This is a genomic window from Intrasporangium sp. (assembly GCF_032907665.1).
In the GTDB taxonomy this organism is placed as follows: domain Bacteria; phylum Actinomycetota; class Actinomycetes; order Actinomycetales; family Dermatophilaceae; genus Intrasporangium.
Genome location: NZ_JAJJPG010000001.1, coordinates 53,809 through 75,933, shown reverse-complemented (window position 1 = coordinate 75,933; position 22,125 = coordinate 53,809). Strand labels below are relative to the sequence as shown.

Genomic DNA, 22,125 nt, shown 5'->3' with positions numbered 1-22,125 from the left:
ATGCCGCTGGGGGTCAGGCGGCGTTGCTGGCCCACCACTTGAGCAGGGCCCCGAGGGCGATGCCCCACGCGACCGTGAGGAGGACCGACAGGGCGATCGCGAGGGCGGCATGGCGCCGTCCACTCGGCTCTCGGGCCAGGCTGATTCCGCCGAGGGCGAGCCCGAGCAGCTGTGGCAGGAAGCAGAAGCCGAAGACCACCCCGGCCACGGCGACGGCCAGGGCAGACCGAGCCAGCGGCGCGTCCGAGGCGAGGCGAACGCCTTCCCGGACCGGTGGGGGATGATCGGCTGCAGTCACGCGTTCAGCCTAACGATGGAGATGCAGATGCCCGTCCGCTCCAAGCCCTCGAGGTGGCTCCGCACGACCGCAGCCCTCATCCTCGTGGCTGCCGTGGGTGCGTGCTCGGAGGAGCAGCCGGGCCTCACCGACCTGCCACCCGACGTCGCGCAGGCCCGACCGAGCATCAGCGCCGAGGAGGCACGCTTCGTCCTCGTCGCCAGGGAGCGCGGGGCGTTCGTGACGGGAGCGACCGTCGACGACGACATCGAGACGGGGACCACGGTGTGCTGGGCCCTGCAGAACGGCGCCACGTTGCAGGAGATCGCGGTCGACGACCAGGACCAGCCGCTCGGCAACGAGGGCGACGAACTGCGCACCAAGCAGCTCATGGCCGCGGCGGTCGACGCCCTGTGTCCCGACTACGCCGACCAGGTCCCACAGCTCAACCTGCCCTGACGAACCGCCCAGCCGCATTGCCCTCGACCCCGCGTGCCCGCACAGGTCCGGTGGTTGACGAAGCGGGTTGCGGAAGAAGATCGCGAAGAAGGTCGCGGAAGAAACTGACCCGCCGCCGAGGTTGGCACCACCGTGACCAGACCTGCCCGCGCCCAGCTCGACATCCTCGACCTCGTCCCGATCGCCGAGGGTGGCTCCGCATCCGATGCCATCTCGCAGACCGTCGACCTCGCGCAGCAGGCCGAGGCGTGGGGCTACCAGCGGTACTGGATGGCCGAGCACCACAACTTCAGGGGGGTGGCCTCGTCATCCACGGCGGTGCTCATCGGGCACGTCGCCCACCACACCTCGACGATCCGCGTCGGTGCCGGCGGGATCATGCTGCCGAACCACGCCCCGTACGTCGTCGCCGAGCAGTTCGGCACGCTCGCCACGATGCACCCGGGTCGCATCGATCTCGGCCTCGGACGGGCACCGGGCACCGACCCCGCGACGGCACGGGCGCTGCGCCGCAACGAGGCAGCAGCGATGAACTTCGCGGCCGAGGTCGAGGAGCTCCAGGGCTATCTCGGGGAGCCTGACCCCGACGCCACCGTTCGGGCCATCCCCGGAGAGGGCACCCACGTGCCGATCTGGATCCTCGGGTCGAGCCATGGCGGCGCCCAGGTCGCCGCTGCTCTGGGACTGCCCTACTCGTTCGCCTCACACTTCGCGCCTGCCGCGTTGATGAGTGCGCTCGAGGTCTACCGTCGCGGCTTTCAGCCGTCCCCGCTGCCGGACGGCCTCGAGGAGCCCAGGACCATGGCCGGGGCCAACGTCATGGTCGCCGACACGCAGGCCGAGGCCGAGCGCCTCTTCACCTCGGTCCTCGAGCGTTTCCGGAGCATCGTGACTGGCCGGCGCAGCGGCCTGAGGCCGCCGGCCGAGGCCGCGCCCGGGCCGTTGCTGGCCTCCTGGTCGCCTGCGGAACGCGCCGCCGTCACCGAGATGACGCGGGTGTCGTTCGTCGGCACGCCCTCACAGGTGCGGGAGGACCTCGAGTCCTTCACGCGAGCGACCGGCGTCGACGAGGTCATCGTCACCTGTGGCGCCTACGACCCCGGGGCGCGCAAGCGATCGCTGGAGCTCCTCGCCGACGCCTGGTCCTGACGCCCCGCTCGCCCGATCTGGAAGGCTCTCCCCATGCCCGAGCAGACCACTGACCCCAAGAACCTCCGCCGCGTCACCCTGACGCGCGACAGGGTGGGCCGCTACACGGTCCGCAACGACCGCGGCGGCTCGATCACGACGAGCTCGGGCACCGAGGAGCTCTCGCCGGTCGAGCTGCTGCTCGCCGGCATCGCGGCCTGCACTGCCGTCGACGTCGACACCGTGACGTCACGACGGGCCGAGCCGGAGCAGTTCGAGATCGAGGTCACTGCCGACAAGGTCAAGGACGAGCAGGGCAACCATCTCGAGGACATCGAGGTGACCTTCCGCGTCCGCTTCCCCGAGGGGGAGGGCGGGGACGCCGCACGCGCGATCCTCCCCACGCTCGTGCGTCGGTCGCACGAGGAGTTCTGCACCGTGAGCCGCACTGTCATGCTCGGCGCCGAGGTCACGCCCCGCATCGAGTGACGTCGTGCTGCAGGTGGCCCTCCACGTGTGCCTGGTGGCGGTGAACACGTGGCCGCACGGGACCTCTGACCCTGTGCCACGTCCCTCCGGAGGCCCCATGATCGATCTACCCCGACAGCAAGGAGGCCCAGCATGAGTCGCCCGCCACGCCATCCGATCAGCACCGTGGCACGGTTCCTGCTCGCCGCCCTCGTCGGCGCGGTCGTCGCGGTCATCGTCATCCTCAACCTGCACATCCTCGTGGGCCTCGAGGAAGGCTATGCCGCCGGCCCAGCCGACGTCGTCGCGTGGTCGCCCCTGCTCGCAGTGGCCGACATCGCCCTGCTGGTTGCCGGCCCCGTGTTGGGGGTCGTCGCTGCGGCCAGGCTGCGACGTCGCGCCGATGGGAAGACCGGCCGGTCGGGTTGAGCGCCGCGCGAGCCGATGAACCGATGAACGATCACTGACGAGCCCCGGGCCGGGCCTCCTGCTTCGCAGGTGTCAGTCGCGCGACATGGGGCGCACGGTGAGGATCTGCTCGGCGCGGCCGACCGGCCCGAGCTCGTCGTGGAGCGTCGTCGACGTCAGGCCCATTCCGGTGGCGCCCATGGTGACCTTCGTGTCGAAGCCGACCCAGCCGCTGGCAGCCCGGACCGGCTCGCGGAAGAGGTGGATCGTCAGGTCGACGTTGGGGAACATCCACTCCTGCGGTGAGACCCGCACCGCGATGCCGTTGGCGGTGTCGACGAGGCGGATGAGGTCAGCCGTGGGGGAGCAGGTCTCCCCGTCGACGAGGGTGTGCGGGCTGCGGATCCAGGTCCGGGTGCGGCCGGGACGACGCTCGGGGTCGGCGCGGAACTCCACACCCCTGATGTAGCCGCCCTCCCAGACCTCGGTGCCGTGCCAGGCGGGGAACGACTCGGGGCCCGGCATCGGCTCGAACTCGACCGCTGCCACGGGTGAGCTGTCGTGGGCGGCGAGCCGCCAGGCGTGCGCGCGCACGACGTCGCGTCCGTCGACCGACAGGGTCGCCTCGACGAGCTCGATGCTGCGCCCGGGGCGGGTCGTGCGCACGGCGACCTGGCTCGGTCGCGCCGGGATCATGCCGAGGATGTCGAAGCTCACCCGGGCCAGCTGCATGCCCTCTCGCGGCTCGTGCAGGTCGATCGCGTGGGTGAGGATGCCGCTCACCGGCGCCATGTGCTGCTCGTCGTCGCGCCAGGCTCCTTGGGCGTGGACGGTCGGGGCGTAGAGGTCGTCGCCGATTCGGCGGTAGAAGGCGGGCACGTCCTCCTCGAGGGTGAACTCGCCGTCGGAGGGAGGACCAGAAGAGGAGTTCGTCGTGCTCACGACCGCCACCCTACGTCTGCGCCCCGGGCTCGGTCCTACGACTCGGACGGGGTGAGGACTCCCAGGCCGAGGTCGACCATGCGGACGAGTCGTGGTGCGAGCTCGTCGATGGCACTGCGTGGCAGGTCTCGAAGCGGCCCCTCGAGCGCGAGCATGGCCAGGCCGTGCACCGCGGACCACGCGAGCAGCTCGGCACCCTCGCGCTCACCGGGCGGCAGCACTCCGCTCTCGAGCATCTCGTCGAGCTGGTCGGACAGGAGCTGGAACGGCGTCCGCCCACCCTCGCCTGCCGCGTCCGGCGACGCGGAGCGGCTGAGGTCCGTCGGCACCGCGAACGCCGTGCGGAACAGACCCGGCTCGGTGAGGGCGAAACGGAGGTAGCCGACGCCGACCGCGCGGAACCGAGCCCGCGCCCGCGTCGCGGGGTCGAGGTCGTCGTCCACCTCACCGATCGCCTTCTCGATGACGTCAGCGGCGCGGGCCTGCGCGCGGGAGACGACGTCGGCGAGCAGGGCGTCGCGGTCGGAGAAGTGGCGGTACGCGGCGTTGGCGGACACGCCGACCCTCCGGGTCGCCTCGCGCAGCACGACTGCATCCGGTCCGCCCTCTCGGGCCAGCTCCAGACCGGCCTCGAGAAGCGCCCGTCGCAGGTCACCGTGGTGGTAGGTCTCACGCGCGATGCTCACCCCCTCATGATGGCCCCCTCCGCGTCGTGGGCTGGCATCGCGGCTGGGCGTATGGGTGGGTGTCGCGGGTTCGCGCCGCGCCCTCCTCTCCCAGAAGGTGGAGTCGGGGGCTCGGCGGGTGCGGCAGAGTAGGGCCCGACAGCGACACCACCGATCAAGGGGACAGATGGACTTCCTGGCCTATGCACTCTCGCTCGCCGTCAACGTCGCCGTCGTCGCGGCCGTCGTCCGCCGCCTGCTGGGGGTGCCCGTCGGGTGGCCGCGGACGATCCTCGTCAGCCTGTCGATGTTCGGAGTCGGCCGCGGCCTCCTCGACTGGATCACCAGGGCACTCCACCTCGATCTGAGCCCCACCGGTCCGTTCGTGGCTGCGACGGGCGCGGTCATCCTGCTCGCCCTCGCCTGGCTGCTCGCTGCCCAGGTGATCATCCTCGCGGTCCTCGAAGCCTTCGTCCCGACGGGAACGCTCCCCGGGCCGCTCACGATGCTGCGCTCCCTGCCGGCCCGGCGCCGGCGGGCCGTGCGCTACACGAGCATCGTGCGCATCGCCGCCTCCCACGGCCTCGGCGCGTACCTCCGCCCCGTGCCCACCGGGACGGACGTGCCTGACTCCAAGGTGGCGCGGTCACTGCGTGAGGCGCTCACCGACGGTGGGGTCACCTTCATCAAGCTCGGACAGATGCTGTCCTCGCGTCCGGACCTGCTGCCCGAGGCCTACGTCCGGGAGCTCTCGCAGCTGCAGAGCAACGTCCCCCCGGCACCGTGGCCGAGGATCCGGACGGTGCTCGAGCGTGAGCTCGGACGACCGCTCGAGGAGGTCTTCGACGAGATCGACGAGGAGCCGGTCGCCGCCGCGTCCGTCGCCCAGGTCCACGTCGCCCGGCTCGTCGGGGGTGACGAGGTCGTCGTCAAGGTCCAGCGGCCGGATGCCCGCCGTCAGGCGGTCGCCGACCTCGACATCGTCCTGCGGCTCGGGGGTTGGCTGGAGCGTAAGACGAGCTGGGGGCGGCGCCTCGGTGTCCAGGCCCTCGCGCGGGGCTTCGCCCGGTCGCTCGAGGAGGAGCTCGACTACCGCGTCGAGCTCGGCAACATGCGGGCCGTCGCGGAGGGGGTCGGGCGCGCCGGCCGCCCCCGCGTCCACGTCCCCCGGGCGCTCGACGAGCTCTCGTCGTCGCACGTCATCGTCATGGAGCGGATGCGGGGCCGGCCGGTCTCGGCCGCCGGGCCGATCCTCGACCGCTTCTCCCCGGACGAGCGCCGGGCGATGGCCGAGGACCTCCTCGGCGTGGTGCTCCACCAGGTCGTCGTCACCGGTGTCTTCCACGCGGACCTCCACCCGGGCAACATCTTCGTCACCGGGGACGGTGAGCTGGGCCTCCTTGACCTCGGCGCGGTGGGACGGCTCGACCGCGGCGCGCGCACCTCGATCGGGCTGCTCCTCGCCGCGGTCGACCGCCAGGACTCGCTCGCCGCCACCGACGCCCTGCTCGACCTGCTGGACCGGGGGGAGTACCTCGACGACCGCAGGCTGGAGCGCGACATCGGCCAGCTCATCCTCCGTCACGGGTCGGGCCTGTCCGCGGCGGGAAGCGCGGCCCTCTTCGTCGACCTCTTCCGCCTCGTCATCGACCACGGCTTCGCGGTGCCCTCCCAGGTGGCGGCGGCGTTCCGGGCGCTCGGCTCGCTCGAGGGCAGCCTGCGGATCATCTGCCCCGGGATCGACCTCGTCGACGCCGCTCGCGAGCAGGGTCGGGGTCTGGTCAAGGCCACGATCACGCCCTCCGGCGCGCGGGACGCGCTCGAGGCGCAGCTCGCCACCCTGCTCCCCGTGATCCAGCGGCTGCCACGGCGGATCACCAAGATCACCGAGGACATCGAGGCCGGCCGCCTCACCGTCAACGTGCGGGCTCTCGGCGATCCTCGCGACCGGGCCTTCGTCACCGGGATCGTCCACCAGCTCGTCATGACCGCGCTGGCGACCGCGTGCGTCCTCGGCGGGATCGTCCTCGTCGTCGCCGAGGGCGGGCCGATGATGACCGCCACCGTCCCGCTCAACGCCTTCCTCGGTTTCACCCTGCTCTTCTTCGGCTTCGTGCTCGGCAGCCGGGTCCTCGTCCTCATCTTCCACCAGCACCGGACGACGGCGGCCGCGCTGCGCTCGGACTGGCCACGCTGACTGGCGGGCAGCCCTCAGCCTCCGTCGGGGTACTGCGCCGGCATCGGCAGGCCGCTGTCGGAGAGGACGGTGCGCAGGACGTCGGGACGGTTCGTCGTGAGGCCGTCGACACCGAGCGCGATGAGGTGCTTCATCACGGGGGCGTCGTCGACCGTCCACGGCACGACGAGCAGCCCCGCCTCGTGCGCCCGCCGCACCAGGCCCATGCCGACGAGCCCCTCGTCGGGGGCCAGCACGCGGACTCCGTCGACCATGCGAGCGGCCCGGACGACGTCGCCGCCGACCTCGTCGACGTCCACCCCGGCGAGCCACGGTGACGCACCGGGCGCGCCCACCTCGAGATGCTCGCTCGAGGCCATCGCGGCCAGCGGCACCGACGGTGCCCGGCTGTGGAGCTCGACGAGGCTGGACCAGTCGAAGGAGCGGACGGTCACGCGCTCCGCGAGCCCCGCGTCCTCGACGACGTCCCAGACGGCCTGCACGACCTGCGTGCGCCTCACCGTCGCGTCGGGGTCGTCCGGCTGGGTCGTGATCTCGAGGTCGAAGCGGATGTCAGCGCCTCGCTCGCGGACGAGCGCGAAGACCTCGCGCACGAGCGGAACACGTCCGTCCTCAGCCACGCGCTGGTCCTCGAAGTCCGGGTGCCGGTCGATCGCGCAGTCCAGGGTGCGCACCTGCTCGAGCGTGAGGTCCCGGAAGAGCTTGCCGACGTAGGGCTGGTCCGCGTCTGGCGCGCTCGCCGGACGGGTGTCGCGGCAGAGCTCGGCGTTCACGCGCGGCCCCTGGGCCACCACGACCTCGCCGTCCCTCGTCACCTGCGCCTCGAGGACCAGCGTCGTCACCCCGAGGTCGAGCGCGCGTCCGAAGGCCTCCAGCGTGTTCTCGGTCGTCAGGGCCATGCCGCCGCGGTGCGCCTGGAGGTCGAAGGTCGCGGCGAGGCGTGGTGGGGAGACGACACTCGGGTCGGGTCGTCGCGGCGGGTTGCCGCAGGCGGTGAGCAGTGCCGCGAGAGCGGCCACCACGGCCACAGCGCGTGTCCGGGAGGTCACCCCGCGAGTGTGCCACTCTGGTGGGCATGTCGGTGCCCGAGCCGGTTCTCTCTGCAGCGCGTGGGGCGCGGCGCGTCGTCGTCCTCACCGGTGCCGGGATGTCGGCCGAGAGCGGGGTGCCGACCTTCCGGGACGCCCAGACGGGTCTCTGGGAGCGGTACGCCGCGGAGGACCTCGCCACGCTGGACGCCTGGCGGCGGGACCGGTCCTTCGTCCTGGCCTGGTATCTCTGGCGGTTCGGGCTCGTCGCCCAGGTCGAGCCGCACCCGGGCCACCGTGCGGTCGCCCAGTGGGCCCGACTGGCGAATGCACCGCAGGTGTCGGTCGTGACGCAGAACGTCGACGACCTCCACGAGCGCGCCGGCAGCCCCGACGTCGTCCACCTCCACGGCGCCCTGGCTGACTGGCGCTGCGAGGACTGCGCCGAGGCCTACGAAGGAGACCTGCCTGTGGCGGACGAGGCGACGGACGCCACAGACCGCGTTGATCCGCCCCGGTGCCAAGCCTGCGGTGCCGCGGTACGGCCCGGGGTCGTGTGGTTCGGCGAGGCGCTGCCCATGGTCGAGTGGTACCAGGCGGTCGCGCTCGTCGAGACCGCCGACCTCGTCCTCGTCGTCGGCACGTCGGGGATCGTCCACCCGGCTGCCGGGCTTCCCGCGATGGCTCGGGCGGCCGGTGCCGTCGTCGTCGAGGTCAACCCTCACGAGACCGAGGTCTCGCACGTCGCCCACCACGTCTGGCGGGAGACGGCGGCCACCGCGCTGCCGGCCCTCGTGGAGTCGGTCCGCACCTGACCGCCGCCGAGCGGACGCCCTCGCGCGCACGGCACGCCGTTCGACCCCAGCGCGAGCGAGGCGTACCGTAACCTACGGAAGCGTAAGTTACGGTACCGGAGGTTGGACATGGACGGGCAGCGGACCCCTGTCGTCATCCAGGGCGGGATGGGGGTCAACGTGTCTGCGTGGCCGCTTGCCCGAGCAGTCTCGCGCCGAGGCCAGCTCGGCGTCGTCTCCGGGACTGCGCTCGACGCGGTCCTGGCCCGCGGCCTCCAGGACGGAGACCCCGGCGGCCACCTGCGACGGGCGCTCGCAGCGTTCCCGGACCAGGAGATGGTCGAGCGCGCGCTCTCCCGCTACTTCATCGAGGGGGGCCGCGGCGCCACCACCCCCTACCGGCCCAACCCGACGCTGACGATCACGCCCAGCCGCGGGGCGGTCGAGCTGTCGGTCCTCGGCAACTTCGCCCACGTCTGGCTCGCCAAGGAGGGCCACGACGGCATCGTCGGGATCAACTACCTCGAGAAGGTCCAGATGGCCACCCCGTCGGCCGCCCTCGGCGCCATGGTCGCGGGAGTCGACTACGTCCTCATGGGCGCCGGGATCCCCCGTGAGATCCCGCAGCTGCTCACCGACCTCGCCGCGGCCCGACCGGCCGGCCTGTCCATCGACGTCCAGGACTCGACGCGCACCCACAGGAGCAGCATCGACCCGATCGACGTGCTCGGCGCACACCTGCCCGTGCTCACCCGCCCCACGTTCCTCGCGATCATCTCGCTGCACAGCCTCGCGGGCTACCTGCATCGCGACGAGTCGATCCGTCCTGACGGTTTCGTCGTCGAGGGGCCCGTCGCCGGCGGGCACAGCGCGCCGCCACGCGGCAAGCTCACTCTCGACGGCGACGGCCAGCCGGTGTACGCCGACCGCGACCTCGCGAACCTCTCCGCCATGGTCAAGATCGGCCTGCCCTTCTGGCTGGCGGGCGCCTACGGCACACCCGAACGCGTGGCCGACGCCCTCGCCGCGGGGGCCACCGGCGTCCAGGTCGGCACGATCTTCGCCCTCTGTGACGAGTCCGGAATCACGGAGGATCTCCGACGCCAGACGCTGGTCGAGCTCGCGGCCGGCACGCTCAGCGTCCGCAACGACCCATCGGCCTCACCCACCGGGTTCCCCTTCAAGGTGGCGAGCCTGCCCGGCACGCTCTCCGAGCCCGACGAGTACGCCGCCCGGCCCCGCCTCTGCGACCTGTCCTACCTTCGCGAGCCGTTCGAGCGGGCGGACGGGTCGGTGGGCTACCGCTGCGCGGCCGAGCCCGTCGATGCCTACGTTCGCAAGGGCGGGTCGCTCGAGGCGACGGTCGGGCGCAAGTGCCTCTGCAACGCCCTCATGGCCGACGTCGGACTCGGGCAGCACCGACGCGACGGCTACGCCGAGCTCCCCGCGGTGACCCTCGGCCAGGACCTCGAGGGTGCCCGTCGGCTCGTCGCCGAGCACCCCGACGGCTGGACCGCCACCGACGCCGTCGACTTCCTGCTGGCCCACGTCACCGTCGCGTGACGGCACCCTGACCCGGGGCCTGAGCCCAGCGGCATACGGCAACGGAGTCGTATGCCGCCGAGCCCACCTGCTGGTCAAGCGCGCTCGCGCCGGGGCGGGCTGAAGAGCTCGTGGAGGCAGTCCTGGAACATCGCCGTGTGCGCGTCGACGTCGGCCCGGGTGGTGGCCGGGGACATGAGCGCCATGTTGTGGAACGGCGTGAGCAGGATGCCCCGGTTGAGCGCGTAGAGGTGGAGGTACTGCTGCAGCTCGAAGTCGTCGGCGTCGTGGGCCTCCAGGCCGGTGCGAGCCGGCGCCGGCGAGAAGTTGTACTCGGCCCGGGCGCCCAGCCGGGTCACGTGCCACGGAGCGCCGACGGCGTCGATCCCCGCCTGCACGCCGTCTGCCCACGCGTCCGCGAGGGGGACCATGTGGTCGAAGGCCTCCGGTGTCATGACCTGCTCGAGAGTGGCCTTCATCGCCGCCATGGACAGGCCGTTGCCTGCCAGGGTGCCGCCGATGCCGCCCACGTCGATGTCCTCGAGCTCGACGGAGCGGGCGATGCGGTCGGCCACCTCCTGGGTGAAGCCGAAGGTTCCGCACGGGACCCCGCCGCCGATCGACTTGCCGATGACGAGGAAGTCCGGGTGGAGGTTGTCGCGGCGAGTGATGCCGCCGGGGCCCGCGCAGATGGTGTGGGTCTCGTCGTTGATGAGGATGACGCCATACCTCGTCGCGAGCTCCCGGACGGCCTCGTTGTACCCGCCGTCCGGCAGCACGATCCCGATGTTGGTCAGTGCCGGCTCGACGAGGATCGCCGCGACGTCGCCCTCGGCGAGAGCCTTCTCCAGGCCCTCGACGTCGTTGAACTCCACCACCCGGGTCGTCTCCGCCGTGTCGACGGGAGGCCCGATGTTGTTGCGGCGGTTGGCAGTTCGACCCTCATCGAGCGTCGCGAACGTCTCGTCGACCGATCCGTGGTAACAGAAGTTGTGCACGACGATCTTCGACCGGCCGGTGAGGTGCCGGGCGTAGCGGATGGCGTGGCGGTTCGCGTCGGTCGCAGTGAGGGTGAACTGCCAGTAGGGCAGCCCGAAGCGCTCGGACAGGCCGTCCGAGACGGCGATGGCGTCCTCGGTCGGCAGCATGGTCGTGATGCCGCGGGAGAGCTGGGCCGTCACGGCGTCGACCGTCGGGCCGGGGGAGTGGCCCATCATCGCGCCGGTGTCCCCGAGGCAGAGGTCGACGTGGTCGATGCCGTCGACACAGGTGAAGTGCGCGCCCTCGGCGCGGTCCACGAAGACGGGGAAGTCGCCCGGCCACTTGACCATCCAGCTCATCGGCACACCACCCGGCATGTGGGCCCGGGCCCGCTCGGCGAGCGCAGCAGATCGGGGTCGAGCGGCCCGGAAGGACGCGAGCTCCCTCTCGTGGAGCTCGGCGAGGTGGGCACGGTCGACGGTGGCGCGGTCGGTCATGACGACATCGTGCACAATCGCCCATGATTGCGGAAGGGGTTGTTCAGAACCGGTCACACCACTGATTCCGAAGGCGGGCGCCGGGAACAGGTCGAGATCGGTCGACCCCGCCATCGTCAACCCGGCCGAATCCGGGCATACTTCGGCTCATGCCCACGTCCCGGTACGGCGGTCTCAGCCTGTGGCACGACACCCTCGACGACGACCTGGCTCCGCGGCCGGCCCTCGGTGGTGACCTCGACGTCGACGTCGCCGTCATCGGTGCGGGCTACACCGGGCTGTGGACCGCCTACCACCTCGTCCGCGCCGACCCGGGGACCCGGGTCGTCGTCATCGACAAGGAGATCGCGGGCTTCGGGGCGTCCGGCCGCAACGGCGGGTGGTGCTCCGCGCTCTTTCCCACGTCGCTGAAGCGCATGGCCGTCGAGCGCGGCCGCGACGCCGCCGTGCGCATGCAGCGACTGCTCAACGAGACGGTGCCCGAGGTCGGCCGGATCGCTTCCGAGGAGGGGATCGACTGCCACTTCGACCAGGGTGGTTCCCTCTCCGTGGCGCGCAACCCGGCGCAGCTCCAGCGCCTCCGCGCCCAGGTCGCCGACCATGCCGCGTGGGGCTTCGGCGACGAGGACCAGCGCCTCCTCGACGCCACAGAGGTGCGCGAGATCGCCGCCGTCGACGGGGCCCTCGGCGGCACCTGGACCCCACACTGTGCTGCGATCCATCCCGCCCGGCTCGTGCGCGGACTCGCGAGCGCCGTCGAGCGCCGTGGCGTGACGATCCACGAGCAGACGGCCGCTGTTGACGTGCACAGCCGTCATGTGGTCACGGCACACGGCACGATCCGCGCCGAGCACGTCGTCCTCGCCACCGAGGGCTACACGGCCACCGTCGCGGGCCGGCGTCGGAGCCTCGCACCGGTGTACTCCCTCATGACCGCGACGGAGCCGCTCCCGGACGACCTGTGGGCGCAGATCGGCCTCGAGAATCGGGCGACCTTCGCGGACAACCGGCACCTCGTCATCTACGGCCAGCGCACCCGTGACGGTCGGATCGCGTTCGGCGGTCGGGGTGCCCCCTACCACTACGGCTCCAAGGTCTCGCCGGGCTACGAGCGGGACACCAGGGTCCACTCGATGCTGCGCAGGGTCCTCGTCGAGCTCTTCCCCGTGCTGCGGGACGTCGAGTTCACGCACTCCTGGGGTGGCAACCTCGGCGTGCCCCGTGACTGGTATCCGGCGGTGCGGCACGACCGCCGCACCGGCCTCGCCTTCGCCGGTGGCTACGTCGGTGACGGGGTCGCGACGGCCGCGCTCGCGGGGCGCACGCTCGCAGCGATGATCAGCGACGACGACCCGGAGGACCTCAGGTCCCTGCCGTGGGCCGGGAGGACCTCACGACAGTGGGAGCCCGAGCCGTTGCGCTGGCTCGGCGTCAACGCCGTCACGGCCCTCATGGGGGCCGCCGACCGCTCGGAGCGTCGCTCGGGTCGCCCGTCGCGGGCCGCAGCCGCCTTCTGGAGCGCCCTCGGCCAGTAGTCAGGTCAGCCGGCCGGGCGGAACGCGCCGTCGTCGAGGACGGGCACGCGCTCACTCGTGTCCAGCTCGGCCGCGACCCGGACATCGTCGCCGAATCCGCTCTCGACGAGCTCACGGCCGCTCGCGCACGACTCGAGCGCAGGCAGCACGCCGTCCTGGACCCGCGACCACGCCGCGAGGGCCACGGACGACTCGGCGCTGAGGAGCATCGGCCCGGCGCGGTGCTCGAGCCGCGAGACGATCGCCTCGACGACGGCCCCGGCACCCCACAGGTCCTCCGCCGCGGGCCGCAGGCTGCCATCGGGCCAGCGCTCCCCGGCAGGCACGACGACGACCGCGGGGTCACCGACGGAGCCCTCGCGTCCGGCCGCGGCCGCCAGCTCCTCGAGCCGCCGCACGACCCAGGCGGCCACCGCCCTGCGGTTCCGCAGCGAGCCGGCCGCCACGACCGCCCCGCCGTCGTCGAGCAGTGCGCAGATCGTCGAGCCGTTCGGCGAGGGAAGCACGAGGCGCTCCACCGTGCCGCTCGCCGCTCGGATCGAGGCCGGGGACAGGCTGACCCCGGCCTCCTCCGCGGCCGCGCGCCTGCCCACGGCGAGCACCGCGTCGTGCTGCCGAGCGAAGCCGGGGGCGGAGCCGTCCTTCCACCGGTACGGCCACACCGTCATGCCGGCGTCGACGGCCACGGACACCGCCGTCGTGAAGCTGAGCACGTCGACGACGACGGCGACCACGGGACCGCGCTCAGCGGCATACGACACGAGGGACGCGGCCCCCACGGGACCCCACTCGACCCGGACCGTCCCACCGTCCTGGCTCCAGCAGTCACGCACCGGCGTCCAGCTCCCTCACGAGACGGGCCGGCGCGGTGTTGCGGTACGACGCGTCGACGAGCTCGGCGACCTCGGCCCAGTCGACCCGTTCGACACCGCCGATGACGTGGAAGCTCAGACCGAGCCACCCATTGGTCCCGACGTACGCCGGGACGAAGAAGCGCTCGTGCTCGAGCAGCGCCGCACGCTCGCTCGCGTCGGGCAGGAAGAGCAGGGCGTTGCGGGCGACGGGAGCGAAGTGGTCACCCTTGAGCGAGCCGCCGAAGATGGCGAACACCTTGCGGGTGAAGAAGTTCGGGCGGCCGTGCGAGATCTTCTCGGCGGCGCCGGGCAGGGCGAGGCAGATCTCCCGCACCCGGGCGAGGTAGGGGTCGTCCTCGTCGAACATCGTGGGATGCGCCATGTCCCAACGCTACGGGAGGACGTATGCCGCTGGGCTCGCTCGGTGCCCCGGCACGTCCGCGCCACGGCGGCACTCACCCGTCGGGCGACGGACCGGTGGAAGGCTCAGGCGCTGCAGGCCCCGCCGCACCCGCCCGGCCCGCAGCCACCACAGCCCCCGGCGGCCACCACCGGCTCGCGCTGCTCGTCCTTGGACGCCCACGCCTGCGCGAGAGCCTGGTCGAAGACCTCGGCAGACTGTGCCCCCGACACCCCGTAGCGCCGGTCGAGGACGAAGAACGGAACCCCGGTGATGCCGAGCATCTTGGCGGTGGCCTCGTCGCTCCGGACGTGGTTGCCGTAGTCGTCGGAGTCGAGCATCGAGCGGACCGCGTCGGCATCGAGACCGACCTCGGATCCTGCGTCAGGGCCGAGGTGGGAGCCGAGGTCGGAGGCGATCGCGACGAGAGTGTCGCGCTCGCCGATCGCCCTGCCCTCGACGAAGTACGCCTGCAGGAGCCGCGCGTGGGCACGCCCGGCGAGCTCGCCGCCGCCCACGTCGGCTGCGAGGTGGACGAGCCGGTGCGCGTCGAAGGTGTTGCCGTATCGGGCGCTCTGCCAGTTGAAGTCGAGACCGAGCTCGGCTGCCTGTGCGGCGAGGACCTCGTGCTGGGCGACGGCCTCCTCGCGCGAGGTGCCGTACTTGGCGGCGATGAGCCCGGGCAGGTCGTGCTGAGAGACACGCTCGGCGTTGCGGTCGAGCTCGAAGCTGTGCCACTGGACCTCCACCTCGTCGCGGTGCTCGAACCGCTCGAGCGACTGCTCGAAGCGACGGCGCCCGAGGTAGCAGTAGGGGCAGACGATGTCGGTCCAGATGTCGATCCTCACGACTCGACAACCTACGCCCTGACGGCGGCCACGGTCGGCGCCGCCCCCGCGCCGGGTGCGGACGGCGAAATCTTGCCGTGTCCGGTCGGTGTGCGTGCCTAGGGTGGGGCCATGCCCACCCTCACGCCGTCCTCCCGAGCCTGGCCGGCTCGATGGTGGCAGCTGTCGGGCACGGGACTCTTCTTCGCAGCCGGGTACTTCCTCATCTCGATGTCGCCGAGCCTGCTGCCGCGGACGTGGTACTACCAGGGCGTCATCAGCGGCCTCAGCGCGGCAGCGGGCTACGGACTCGGCGTGCTCGTCGCGTGGATCGTGCGCGGTCTGGCTCGCCTCATCGACCTGCGCATCTCGGTCAGCCCCGAGACCGGCCACTTCCTCCGCGTCGCCCTGCCCGTACTCAGCGGCGTCGCCGTCGTCGCCCTCACGTTCTCCAACGTCCGCTCCCAGGGGCGGACAGCCGAGTTCCTCGGGCTTCCCCCACTGCGGCCCGTTGACTGGATCGGGGCCATCGCCCTCGCCGTCGGTCTCTCGGCGTTGCTGCTCGCCATCGCCCGCGGCCTGCGACGGGCCACCCACCGGCTCGCCGAGGCTGCCGGTCAGGTGCTGCCGCGCACCCTCGCGTCGATCATCGCGGTCGTCGTCGTGGCGACGGCGACCCTCTGGGTCTCCGACAGCGTCCTCTTCCACCGCGGGATGCAGGCCATGGCCGCCATGGCCGCCCAGGTCAACGCGAAGCAGCCGATCGGGCGCACGGCCCCGACGTCCCCCCTGATCTCGGGCGGACCAGGGTCCTTGGAGAGCTATGCCAGCCTCGGCTACCAGGGCCAGATGTTCGTCACGAGCGCCCCGAGCGCGGAGCAGATCGGTGAGGCAACGGGGCGCACCGCGCTCGAACCGATCCGCGTGTATGCGGGACGGGGCGAGGAGCGCACGATCGACCAGGTCGCCGACGCAGTGCTCGCGGAGCTCCACCGGACCAACGCGTTCGACCGCAGTGTGCTCGCCGTCATCACGACGACCGGGACGGGCTGGGTGGACGACTGGTCGGTGCAGGCGATCGAGTACCTCACCAACGGCGACAGCGCCACCGCGGCGATGCAGTACAGCTACCTGCCGAGTGCGATGGCCCTCATCACCGACCGGGAGAGCACGCGCGAGGCCGGCCGGGTCCTCTTCGACAGGATCCACGCCGTGTGGTCGCGCCTGCCCGAAGACGCCCGGCCCAAGCTCGTCGTCGGGGGTGAGTCGCTCGGGTCCTACGGGGGGCACGCCGCCTTCGCGGACGCCGACGACATGCTGCGGCGCGCGGACGGCGGGGTGTGGGTGGGCACGCCGAGCTTCACCGAGATCCACGCAGAGCTGACTGCCGCCCGGACCCCCGGGTCGCCGCAGATCGCCCCGGTCATCGAGGACGGCCGGCACTTCCGCTTCGTGACCAGCGCCGACGAGCTGACCCACGACTACTACGGCCGGGACTACGGGGAGTGGGCCTTCCCCCGCTACGTCTACGCCCAGCACCCCTCGGACCCCGTCGTCTGGTGGGACCCGGCCATTCTCGGTGCCGAGCCTGACTGGCTGCGCGAGCCGCGCGGCCGGGACGTCAACCCCGACGTCACGTGGATCCCCTTCGTGACCTTCTGGCAGCTGACGACGGACATGGCCGTGGGCCACGATCCCGCGGACGGCTTCGGCCACCGCTACGGCCCGGAGCTCATCCCGGCGTGGGGTGCCGTCCTCGGCGGAGTGCCCGGGCAGGACTACCGACGGATCATCGCCGGCGTCGAGAAGACGGTCTACCGCACGGAGTGACTCACGGGCGCGAGCAGGCCCTCACCCGGAGCTGGACGTTCGTCCGACTGACGCAAGTCGCACGGTCTGTTCGTCCGCTCGAGTGCGCCGTCAGGCGCGATAGCCGAAGCGCGCCAGGTAGTGCCACACCCGCTTGAGCGCCTGCTCGTCGTGCCGGCCGGTCCGGCTCGCGTCACCGACGACTCGCGGCGTGAGGACCCCGTGCTCGGCGAGGCGCTCGCCGAGGGCGACGAACTCAGGTCCGCGGTAGCCCGGATGGGCCCGAAGCGTGTCGACGTCGAGGACGTAGCCGGCGTGCCACTCGACCTCGACCCCGAGGCGGGCGGCGTCCTCCTCGACCGGTCCGCCCCGGTAGCAGGGGTCGAGGACGATCGCCTCGACGTCGGCCCTCAGGTCGAGGACGCCGTGGACGTGTGCCTCGACGTAGTCATCGAGGGGGTCATGCGCCTCGGCACCCGGGAACAGGGCGGGATGGGCGTCCGCGAGCTCGGACAGGGCATAGCGATCCGCGACGCCGAAGTGCTCGGGATCGAAGACGCTGTCGGGGTAGCAGAAGGTGGTCCGCGCCAAGGTGTGCGGCGCGAGGCGCAGGTGAGCCGACCCGAACCGTGGGGCGCCGCCGTAGGGGGCGCGGAAGCGGTTGAGCGCGCCGTACTTCGGGCGCAGGCCCGGTTCGACCGCATCGTAGGCGGCGCCGAAGATCCGGCTCTCCCAGCTCCACCGGTCCCCGCCGGGATGCGCGGTCAGGCCACCGTTGCTCGTCCGGGTCTCGAACTGCGACCGGTAGAGACCGTCCCGGGCCATGGCCCGCAGGATGGGGTCGCCGCCGAAGAGCCGGTCCGGATGGAAGTTGAGAGTCACCCGGAGCCCGTCATCGAGGGGCCCACCGCGAGAGCGGGCCCGGACATGACCGAGGGCCCGCGCGACCGGTTCGGGAAGGGCGTCGATCACGCACTCACCGTATCGAGGCGAGCTCCCGAGTCTCCTCTGAATTGACGGCGCCCCTTGCGGCACGGAGCGCCTCGTCGAGGTCCGCGATGAGGTCGGCCGGGTGCTCCAGCCCTATCGAGAGCCGGAGCAGTCCCGCGTTGGGGCGGGCCTCGGGCGCGACGGGCCGGTGGGTCAGCGCGGCGGCGTGCTGGATCAGGGTGTCCACCCCGCCGAGCGACACGGCGTGGGTGATGAGCCGGCAGCCCTCGGCGACGGCCGCAGCCGTCGCGTAGCCGCCCTCGAGCACGACGGCGAGGACCGCGCCAGGACCGTCCATCTGGGTCCCGACGAGGCCACGAGGATCGCAGCCGGGGAGACCGGGGTAGGCGACGTGCGCCACGCCGTGCTGCCGGTCGAGCCATGAGGCCACGACCTGGGCGGACTCCTGCTGGGCACGAACCCGCATCGGCAGGGTCTGGAGGCCGCGGTGGAGCTGGTAGGCAGACATCGGCGCGAGGAGACCTCCGGTGAGGGCCCGCACCTGGCGCAGCCGCGCGGCCCACTCGTCGTTCGTCGCCACGACCCCGCCGAGGAGGTCGCCGTGGCCGCCGAGGAACTTCGTCGCCGAGTGGACGCTCAGGGTCGCGCCGTGTCTCAGCGGCTGCTGGAGCACCGGTGTCGCGAAGGTGTTGTCGACGAGGACCGGCACGTCGCCGGCCTGCCTGACGACGGCGGCGATGTCGACGAGCTCGAGGGACGGGTTGGCCGGGGTCTCGACGACGACGAGCCCGGTATCGGTCCGGATCGCGTCGGCAACGTCGTCGGCCGTCGCCCACGTCACCTGCGTGCCGACCAGTCCGGTCGCGAGCAGGTGGTCGGTGCCGCCGTAGAGGGGCCGCACGGCCACGACGTGAGGCCTGCCCGCGGCCACGGTGGCGACGAGACAGGCCGTGATCGCAGCCATGCCCGACGCGTAGGCCACGCCCGCCTCGGCCCCCTCGAGCCGGGCGAGGGCGCGCTCGAAGCGGTCGACGTTGGGATTCCAGAGGCGCTGGTAGACGAGCGACTCGCCCTCCGCGGGACGTCCGCCGGTGGCCATGCCCTCGTAGGCCGCACCGCCCGCCTCGACGGACGGAAGCGGGTAGGTGCTCGACTGGTCGAGGGGTGGCACGTGCACGCCGAGCGTGGTGCAGTCCTCGCGGCCGGCATGGACGGCGATCGTCTCGGGCGCGTGTGTCTCTGGGGCGGGGAGCTCGGGCGCGGGAATCTCGGGGGCGGGGGCCACGGTGGTAGCGGCGTCGACGACCGAGTCGGGGATGGGTTCGGAGGTCATGCCCTCGGATGCTCGTCGATCAGACCAGGAACAGGCAAGGATTCGGTGGAAACCTCGACATTCACACCGATATCGGGCGATGCTGCAGCAATGGCCTCCTCACCACCCCGCTCGCCGCGGAATCCGCGAACGCCCTACCCGCCCCCGCCGGCACGACCCCTCGACGACACGGATCGCGCCCTCGTGCACGCCCTTCTCGACGACGGCAGGCTCTCCAATGCAGAGCTCGCGCGTCGTGTCGGGCTCGCCGAGTCGACCTGCGCGGGGCGCGTTCGGGCGCTGATCGGGGCAGGGGTGATCCGGGGCATCCACGCCGACGTCGACCACGCCGCCCTGGGCCGGCCCATGGAGGCCATCGTCGCCTTGCGGTTCGCGGGCCACACGCGTGTGTCGATGGACTCGTTCCGCGAGCGCATCGCCGCAGTCCCGGGCGTCATCGCGGCCTTTCACGTCGCCGGGGCGGATGACTTCCTCGTCCATGTGACGGCTCCGACGAGCGACGACCTGCGCGACCTCGTCCTCGACCACCTCACCTCCGTCGAGGGGGTCGCCCACGCCCAGACCAGCCTCGTCTTCGAGCGGATCCCGGGCGTGCGGCAGCTCGGCTGAGGCAGCTCACCGGCGCCCGGGCGCGGGATCCGGGCGACGAGTGGGCACGTGTGGCCTCCGCGCACGTGAGCCGGAAGAGTGCCTGCTGCGGGCCGCACTTCTGCGAGATACCGGTCCCTGAGCCACGAGTGTGCACTCCTCGATCCGAGCGGGCTCACGCGGGCCAGGTCGCGGGGAAACGATGCCTCAGCGGGCCGCGAGGTCGAGCGCGAAGAGCCGGACGGCGTTGTCGTGCAGAACCGCTCGGTTCCAGTCGTCTCCGAGACCGAGGGCCAGCACGGACTCGACCGCCACGAGGTAGGGGTGCGGGATGTTGGGGAAGTCGCTGCCGAAGAGGATCCGGTCGCCGAGGTCGGGCAGGCGCGAAATCGACTCCGGCGCCATCGGCATCATCTCGTCGATGAACGGCGTGAACGACATGGTCGTGTCGAGGTGCACGCGGTCGTGCTCGACGGCCAGGTCGAGGAAGTCGTCGTACTCCGGCATGCCCATGTGGGCGATGATGAGCGGCAGCCGGGGATGGCGCGCGAGGACCCTGCGGATCGGCGCCGGCCCCGTGAAGCGGCCGGGCGCCGGACCGGACCCGCAGTGGATCACGGTGGGCACCCCGGCGTCGGACAGCGTCCCCCAGACCGGGTCGAGCAGCGGGTCGGTCGGGTCGTAGTCGCCGACCTGGACGTGGGCCTTGAACACCCGCGCGCCGCCCTCGAGGGCAGCCGTGACGTAGTCGACCACCCCGTCCTCGGGGAAGAACGTCGCGGTGTGGAGGCAGTCCGGGGTCCGCGCGGCGAAGTCCGTCGCCCACGCGTTGAGCCACTCCGCCATGCCGGGCTTGTGCGGGTAGAGCATCGAGGTGAAGGCGAGCACGCCGAGGTCACGCAGCTGTTGGACGCGCTCGTCCTCCGCGTGCCGATACCGGATCGGCCACGGCCGGCCCACCAGCGGCCCCGCCGAGTCGAAGTAGGCCCACACCTTCTCGAGCACGCTGCGCGGCATGAAGTGGGTGTGGACGTCCACGAGGCCCGGTAGGTGCAGGGCCGCCGCCAGGGCACGAACTGCCGCGGTTTCCTCGGCGTCGTCCATCGCTTCCTCAGCTGGAGAAGAAGAGGCCGGAAAGGCCCTTCTTGCGGTAGTGGTGCCCACCTCGGCTGCCCCACTGCGGCCCGCCGTACTGGGCCGGCGGCGGCTGGGCGACGAAACGGCTCTCGAGCTCGCTCAGGTGCTCGAACTCGCCGAAGTCGAGGAAGAGGCCCTTGCACGTGTCGCACTGCTCGACGTGGACACCGTTGCGGTCATAGGTGCGCATCGTGCCCTGGCACTTGGGGCAGACGAAGGTGCGAGGCTGGTACGCGGCCGCGCCGGTGCGGTCCTGCCCCGGGAAGGGGGGTGGCTGCTGACTCATGTCCTCATCCTCACATCCGGCGGCAGGCGGCCAACAGGGCGTCGGCCGTGAGGTCGCTGTGGACCGGGCGGGCGAGCACCCGGACGGCCGCGACGTGGACCGCGGCCCGCGCTGCGAGGTCGAGCGGCGGCCATGGGTCCCCATCGGCCGGCACGGCCGGTCCTCCGGCCCCGCGGTAGCCGTCGAGGAACGCGGCCCACTCGGCATCCCCGAGCAGGCCGGCGGCCCAGAAGCCCGCCGGGCGCGCGAGGTCCCAGGCCGGGTTTCCCACGCCGACGTCGTCGAGGTCGAGCAGCCGCCAACCGTCATCCCAGATCCCGACCTGTCCGAGGTGGAAGTCACCGTGGACCGCTGAGATGCGGCGTGGCACCGCCGACCCGGCCGTATGCCGCTGAGCCCGCTCCTCGACGTCGCCGACCTCCCGCACCTGCCGGAACTCCCGGAGAAGACGCTCGCCGAGCTCGACGAGGAGCGCCCGGGTTGCCTCGTCGTCGAGGGTGCGGGCGCGTTCGACCGCCCGCGAGAGCCGCTCCGTCGCAGCGTGCGGCGGAAGGCCTGGCGGGACGGGCAGCCGGTGGAGCCGGGCCAGGAGCCTCCCGATCGAAGGCCAGGGGATCTCGTCGTCGATGCCGAGGACCCGGACGTCGGGCCACGCCGTGACGAGCGACCCGTCCGGTGCGGTTGCGACCTCCGCTGCCGCGGGCGGGACGAAGACGGCGCGGAGGGAGGACCCGGCGACTGCCTCGAGCCGCGCCGTGAGGTCCGAGCTCGACGTGCGCTCGTGGTGCACCTTGACGACGACGCCGCCGACGAAGGCCAGACGGGCACCGGAGGGCGCCGTGACCCAGCGCACCACGGACGTCGAGGTGGCCTCTGCGCCGAGCCCAGCGGCATACGTCCTCACCCAGTCGTCCACATGCACGACGCTACGACCTCCCGGGTGGCACGATGCGATCGTGCCGACCAACGCGGTCTATCTCGTCGCGGGGATCTCCCTCATCGTGGCCGCCGTGCTGCCC

24 protein-coding genes are annotated in these 22,125 nt (G+C 72.1%); 11 read left to right on the top strand and 13 right to left on the bottom strand.

Features of this window, described 5'->3' with window-relative positions; translation table 11 throughout:
* Nucleotides 1-13: 13 nt before the first annotated feature.
* On the bottom strand, nucleotides 14-298 hold the full coding sequence (locus LOY02_RS00345) for a hypothetical protein (protein ID WP_317180318.1): 285 nt from the start codon (nucleotides 296-298) through the stop codon (nucleotides 14-16).
* A gap of 27 nt (nucleotides 299-325) precedes the next feature.
* Between LOY02_RS00345 and LOY02_RS00340 the strand changes: the two genes are divergently transcribed.
* The 4 genes from LOY02_RS00340 to LOY02_RS00325 all read left to right on the top strand — a co-directional run bounded on the left by LOY02_RS00340 (nucleotide 326) and on the right by LOY02_RS00325 (nucleotide 2,761).
* Nucleotides 326-736: a DUF732 domain-containing protein gene (locus tag LOY02_RS00340; protein ID WP_317180317.1), complete on the top strand. Its 411-nt coding sequence runs from the start codon at nucleotides 326-328 to the stop codon at nucleotides 734-736.
* 132 nt (nucleotides 737-868) lie between these two features.
* Nucleotides 869-1,885: an LLM class flavin-dependent oxidoreductase gene (locus LOY02_RS00335; RefSeq protein ID WP_317180316.1), complete on the top strand. Its 1,017-nt coding sequence runs from the start codon at nucleotides 869-871 to the stop codon at nucleotides 1,883-1,885.
* Between the two features lie 33 nt (nucleotides 1,886-1,918).
* Complete coding sequence (locus LOY02_RS00330) at nucleotides 1,919-2,353, top strand: OsmC family protein (RefSeq protein ID WP_317180315.1); 435 nt, start codon at nucleotides 1,919-1,921, stop codon at nucleotides 2,351-2,353.
* A gap of 132 nt (nucleotides 2,354-2,485) precedes the next feature.
* Nucleotides 2,486-2,761 carry a hypothetical protein gene (locus LOY02_RS00325; protein ID WP_317180314.1) on the top strand — a complete coding sequence of 92 codons (276 nt, stop codon included), beginning with the start codon at nucleotides 2,486-2,488 and terminating at the stop codon, nucleotides 2,759-2,761.
* 72 nt (nucleotides 2,762-2,833) lie between these two features.
* Here the strand turns inward: LOY02_RS00325 and LOY02_RS00320 are convergent, their stop codons facing one another.
* Together LOY02_RS00320 and LOY02_RS00315 are read right to left on the bottom strand one after the other, a co-directional pair.
* Nucleotides 2,834-3,682 carry a thioesterase family protein gene (locus LOY02_RS00320; protein ID WP_317180313.1) on the bottom strand — a complete coding sequence of 283 codons (849 nt, stop codon included), beginning with the start codon at nucleotides 3,680-3,682 and terminating at the stop codon, nucleotides 2,834-2,836.
* A 35-nt stretch (nucleotides 3,683-3,717) separates the two neighbouring features.
* Nucleotides 3,718-4,368, bottom strand: coding sequence for a TetR/AcrR family transcriptional regulator (locus LOY02_RS00315; RefSeq protein WP_317180312.1), 651 nt, complete (start codon nucleotides 4,366-4,368; stop codon nucleotides 3,718-3,720).
* 166 nt (nucleotides 4,369-4,534) lie between these two features.
* Here LOY02_RS00315 and LOY02_RS00310 point away from each other — a divergent pair, with 166 nt between their 5' ends.
* Nucleotides 4,535-6,544: an AarF/ABC1/UbiB kinase family protein gene (locus LOY02_RS00310; protein WP_317180311.1), complete on the top strand. Its 2,010-nt coding sequence runs from the start codon at nucleotides 4,535-4,537 to the stop codon at nucleotides 6,542-6,544.
* Between the two features lie 14 nt (nucleotides 6,545-6,558).
* Here LOY02_RS00310 and LOY02_RS00305 read toward each other — a convergent pair whose 3' ends face one another.
* Nucleotides 6,559-7,593, bottom strand: coding sequence for a glycerophosphodiester phosphodiesterase family protein (locus tag LOY02_RS00305; RefSeq protein WP_317180310.1), 1,035 nt, complete (start codon nucleotides 7,591-7,593; stop codon nucleotides 6,559-6,561).
* 26 nt (nucleotides 7,594-7,619) lie between these two features.
* On the opposite strand from LOY02_RS00305, the gene LOY02_RS00300 reads away from it, so the two are divergent.
* Both LOY02_RS00300 and LOY02_RS00295 read left to right on the top strand, forming a co-directional pair.
* Nucleotides 7,620-8,387, top strand: a complete 768-nt coding sequence (locus LOY02_RS00300; RefSeq protein WP_317180309.1) for an NAD-dependent deacylase — start codon at nucleotides 7,620-7,622, stop codon at nucleotides 8,385-8,387.
* Nucleotides 8,388-8,495: 108 nt separating this feature from the next.
* A complete protein-coding gene (locus LOY02_RS00295; protein ID WP_317180308.1) occupies nucleotides 8,496-9,929 on the top strand; it encodes a nitronate monooxygenase in 1,434 nt (477 codons plus the stop codon).
* 74 nt (nucleotides 9,930-10,003) lie between these two features.
* Here the strand turns inward: LOY02_RS00295 and LOY02_RS00290 are convergent, their stop codons facing one another.
* Nucleotides 10,004-11,386: an aspartate aminotransferase family protein gene (locus LOY02_RS00290; protein WP_317180307.1), complete on the bottom strand. Its 1,383-nt coding sequence runs from the start codon at nucleotides 11,384-11,386 to the stop codon at nucleotides 10,004-10,006.
* Nucleotides 11,387-11,535: 149 nt separating this feature from the next.
* On the opposite strand from LOY02_RS00290, the gene LOY02_RS00285 reads away from it, so the two are divergent.
* Nucleotides 11,536-12,921 (top strand): FAD-dependent oxidoreductase, encoded by a 1,386-nt coding sequence (locus tag LOY02_RS00285; protein ID WP_317180306.1) that lies wholly within the window; start codon nucleotides 11,536-11,538, stop codon nucleotides 12,919-12,921.
* A gap of 5 nt (nucleotides 12,922-12,926) precedes the next feature.
* Here LOY02_RS00285 and LOY02_RS00280 read toward each other — a convergent pair whose 3' ends face one another.
* From LOY02_RS00280 to LOY02_RS00270, 3 genes are all read right to left on the bottom strand, one after another.
* Complete coding sequence (locus LOY02_RS00280; RefSeq protein WP_317180305.1) at nucleotides 12,927-13,754, bottom strand: 2-phosphosulfolactate phosphatase; 828 nt, start codon at nucleotides 13,752-13,754, stop codon at nucleotides 12,927-12,929.
* Complete coding sequence (locus tag LOY02_RS00275; RefSeq protein WP_317180304.1) at nucleotides 13,747-14,157, bottom strand: MmcQ/YjbR family DNA-binding protein; 411 nt, start codon at nucleotides 14,155-14,157, stop codon at nucleotides 13,747-13,749. The genes LOY02_RS00280 and LOY02_RS00275 overlap by 8 nt, the downstream gene beginning before the upstream one ends.
* Before the next feature lie 104 nt (nucleotides 14,158-14,261).
* Nucleotides 14,262-15,023 (bottom strand): DsbA family oxidoreductase, encoded by a 762-nt coding sequence (locus LOY02_RS00270; RefSeq protein ID WP_317180303.1) that lies wholly within the window; start codon nucleotides 15,021-15,023, stop codon nucleotides 14,262-14,264.
* A 111-nt stretch (nucleotides 15,024-15,134) separates the two neighbouring features.
* Here LOY02_RS00270 and LOY02_RS00265 point away from each other — a divergent pair, with 111 nt between their 5' ends.
* Nucleotides 15,135-16,832, top strand: coding sequence for an alpha/beta hydrolase (locus LOY02_RS00265; protein WP_317180302.1), 1,698 nt, complete (start codon nucleotides 15,135-15,137; stop codon nucleotides 16,830-16,832).
* Between the two features lie 90 nt (nucleotides 16,833-16,922).
* On the opposite strand, the gene LOY02_RS00260 is transcribed toward LOY02_RS00265, so the two are convergent.
* A complete protein-coding gene (locus LOY02_RS00260; RefSeq protein ID WP_317180301.1) occupies nucleotides 16,923-17,783 on the bottom strand; it encodes a DUF3626 domain-containing protein in 861 nt (286 codons plus the stop codon).
* A gap of 4 nt (nucleotides 17,784-17,787) precedes the next feature.
* Complete coding sequence (locus tag LOY02_RS00255) at nucleotides 17,788-19,095, bottom strand: PLP-dependent aspartate aminotransferase family protein (RefSeq protein ID WP_317180300.1); 1,308 nt, start codon at nucleotides 19,093-19,095, stop codon at nucleotides 17,788-17,790.
* A 90-nt stretch (nucleotides 19,096-19,185) separates the two neighbouring features.
* Here LOY02_RS00255 and LOY02_RS00250 point away from each other — a divergent pair, with 90 nt between their 5' ends.
* A complete protein-coding gene (locus LOY02_RS00250; protein WP_317180299.1) occupies nucleotides 19,186-19,704 on the top strand; it encodes an Lrp/AsnC family transcriptional regulator in 519 nt (172 codons plus the stop codon).
* A 186-nt stretch (nucleotides 19,705-19,890) separates the two neighbouring features.
* On the opposite strand, the gene LOY02_RS00245 is transcribed toward LOY02_RS00250, so the two are convergent.
* From LOY02_RS00245 to LOY02_RS00235, 3 genes are read right to left on the bottom strand one after another with little or no spacing between them, the layout of a single operon-like run.
* Complete coding sequence (locus tag LOY02_RS00245) at nucleotides 19,891-20,787, bottom strand: amidohydrolase family protein (protein ID WP_317180298.1); 897 nt, start codon at nucleotides 20,785-20,787, stop codon at nucleotides 19,891-19,893.
* A gap of 7 nt (nucleotides 20,788-20,794) precedes the next feature.
* A complete protein-coding gene (locus tag LOY02_RS00240) occupies nucleotides 20,795-21,106 on the bottom strand; it encodes a zf-TFIIB domain-containing protein (protein WP_317180297.1) in 312 nt (103 codons plus the stop codon).
* A 10-nt stretch (nucleotides 21,107-21,116) separates the two neighbouring features.
* Nucleotides 21,117-21,959: an aminoglycoside phosphotransferase family protein gene (locus LOY02_RS00235; RefSeq protein WP_317180296.1), complete on the bottom strand. Its 843-nt coding sequence runs from the start codon at nucleotides 21,957-21,959 to the stop codon at nucleotides 21,117-21,119.
* On the opposite strand from LOY02_RS00235, the gene LOY02_RS00230 reads away from it, so the two are divergent.
* The coding region (locus LOY02_RS00230; RefSeq protein ID WP_317180295.1) for a hypothetical protein at nucleotides 21,946-22,125 on the top strand (180 nt) is incomplete at its 3' end. The genes LOY02_RS00235 and LOY02_RS00230 overlap by 14 nt on opposite strands.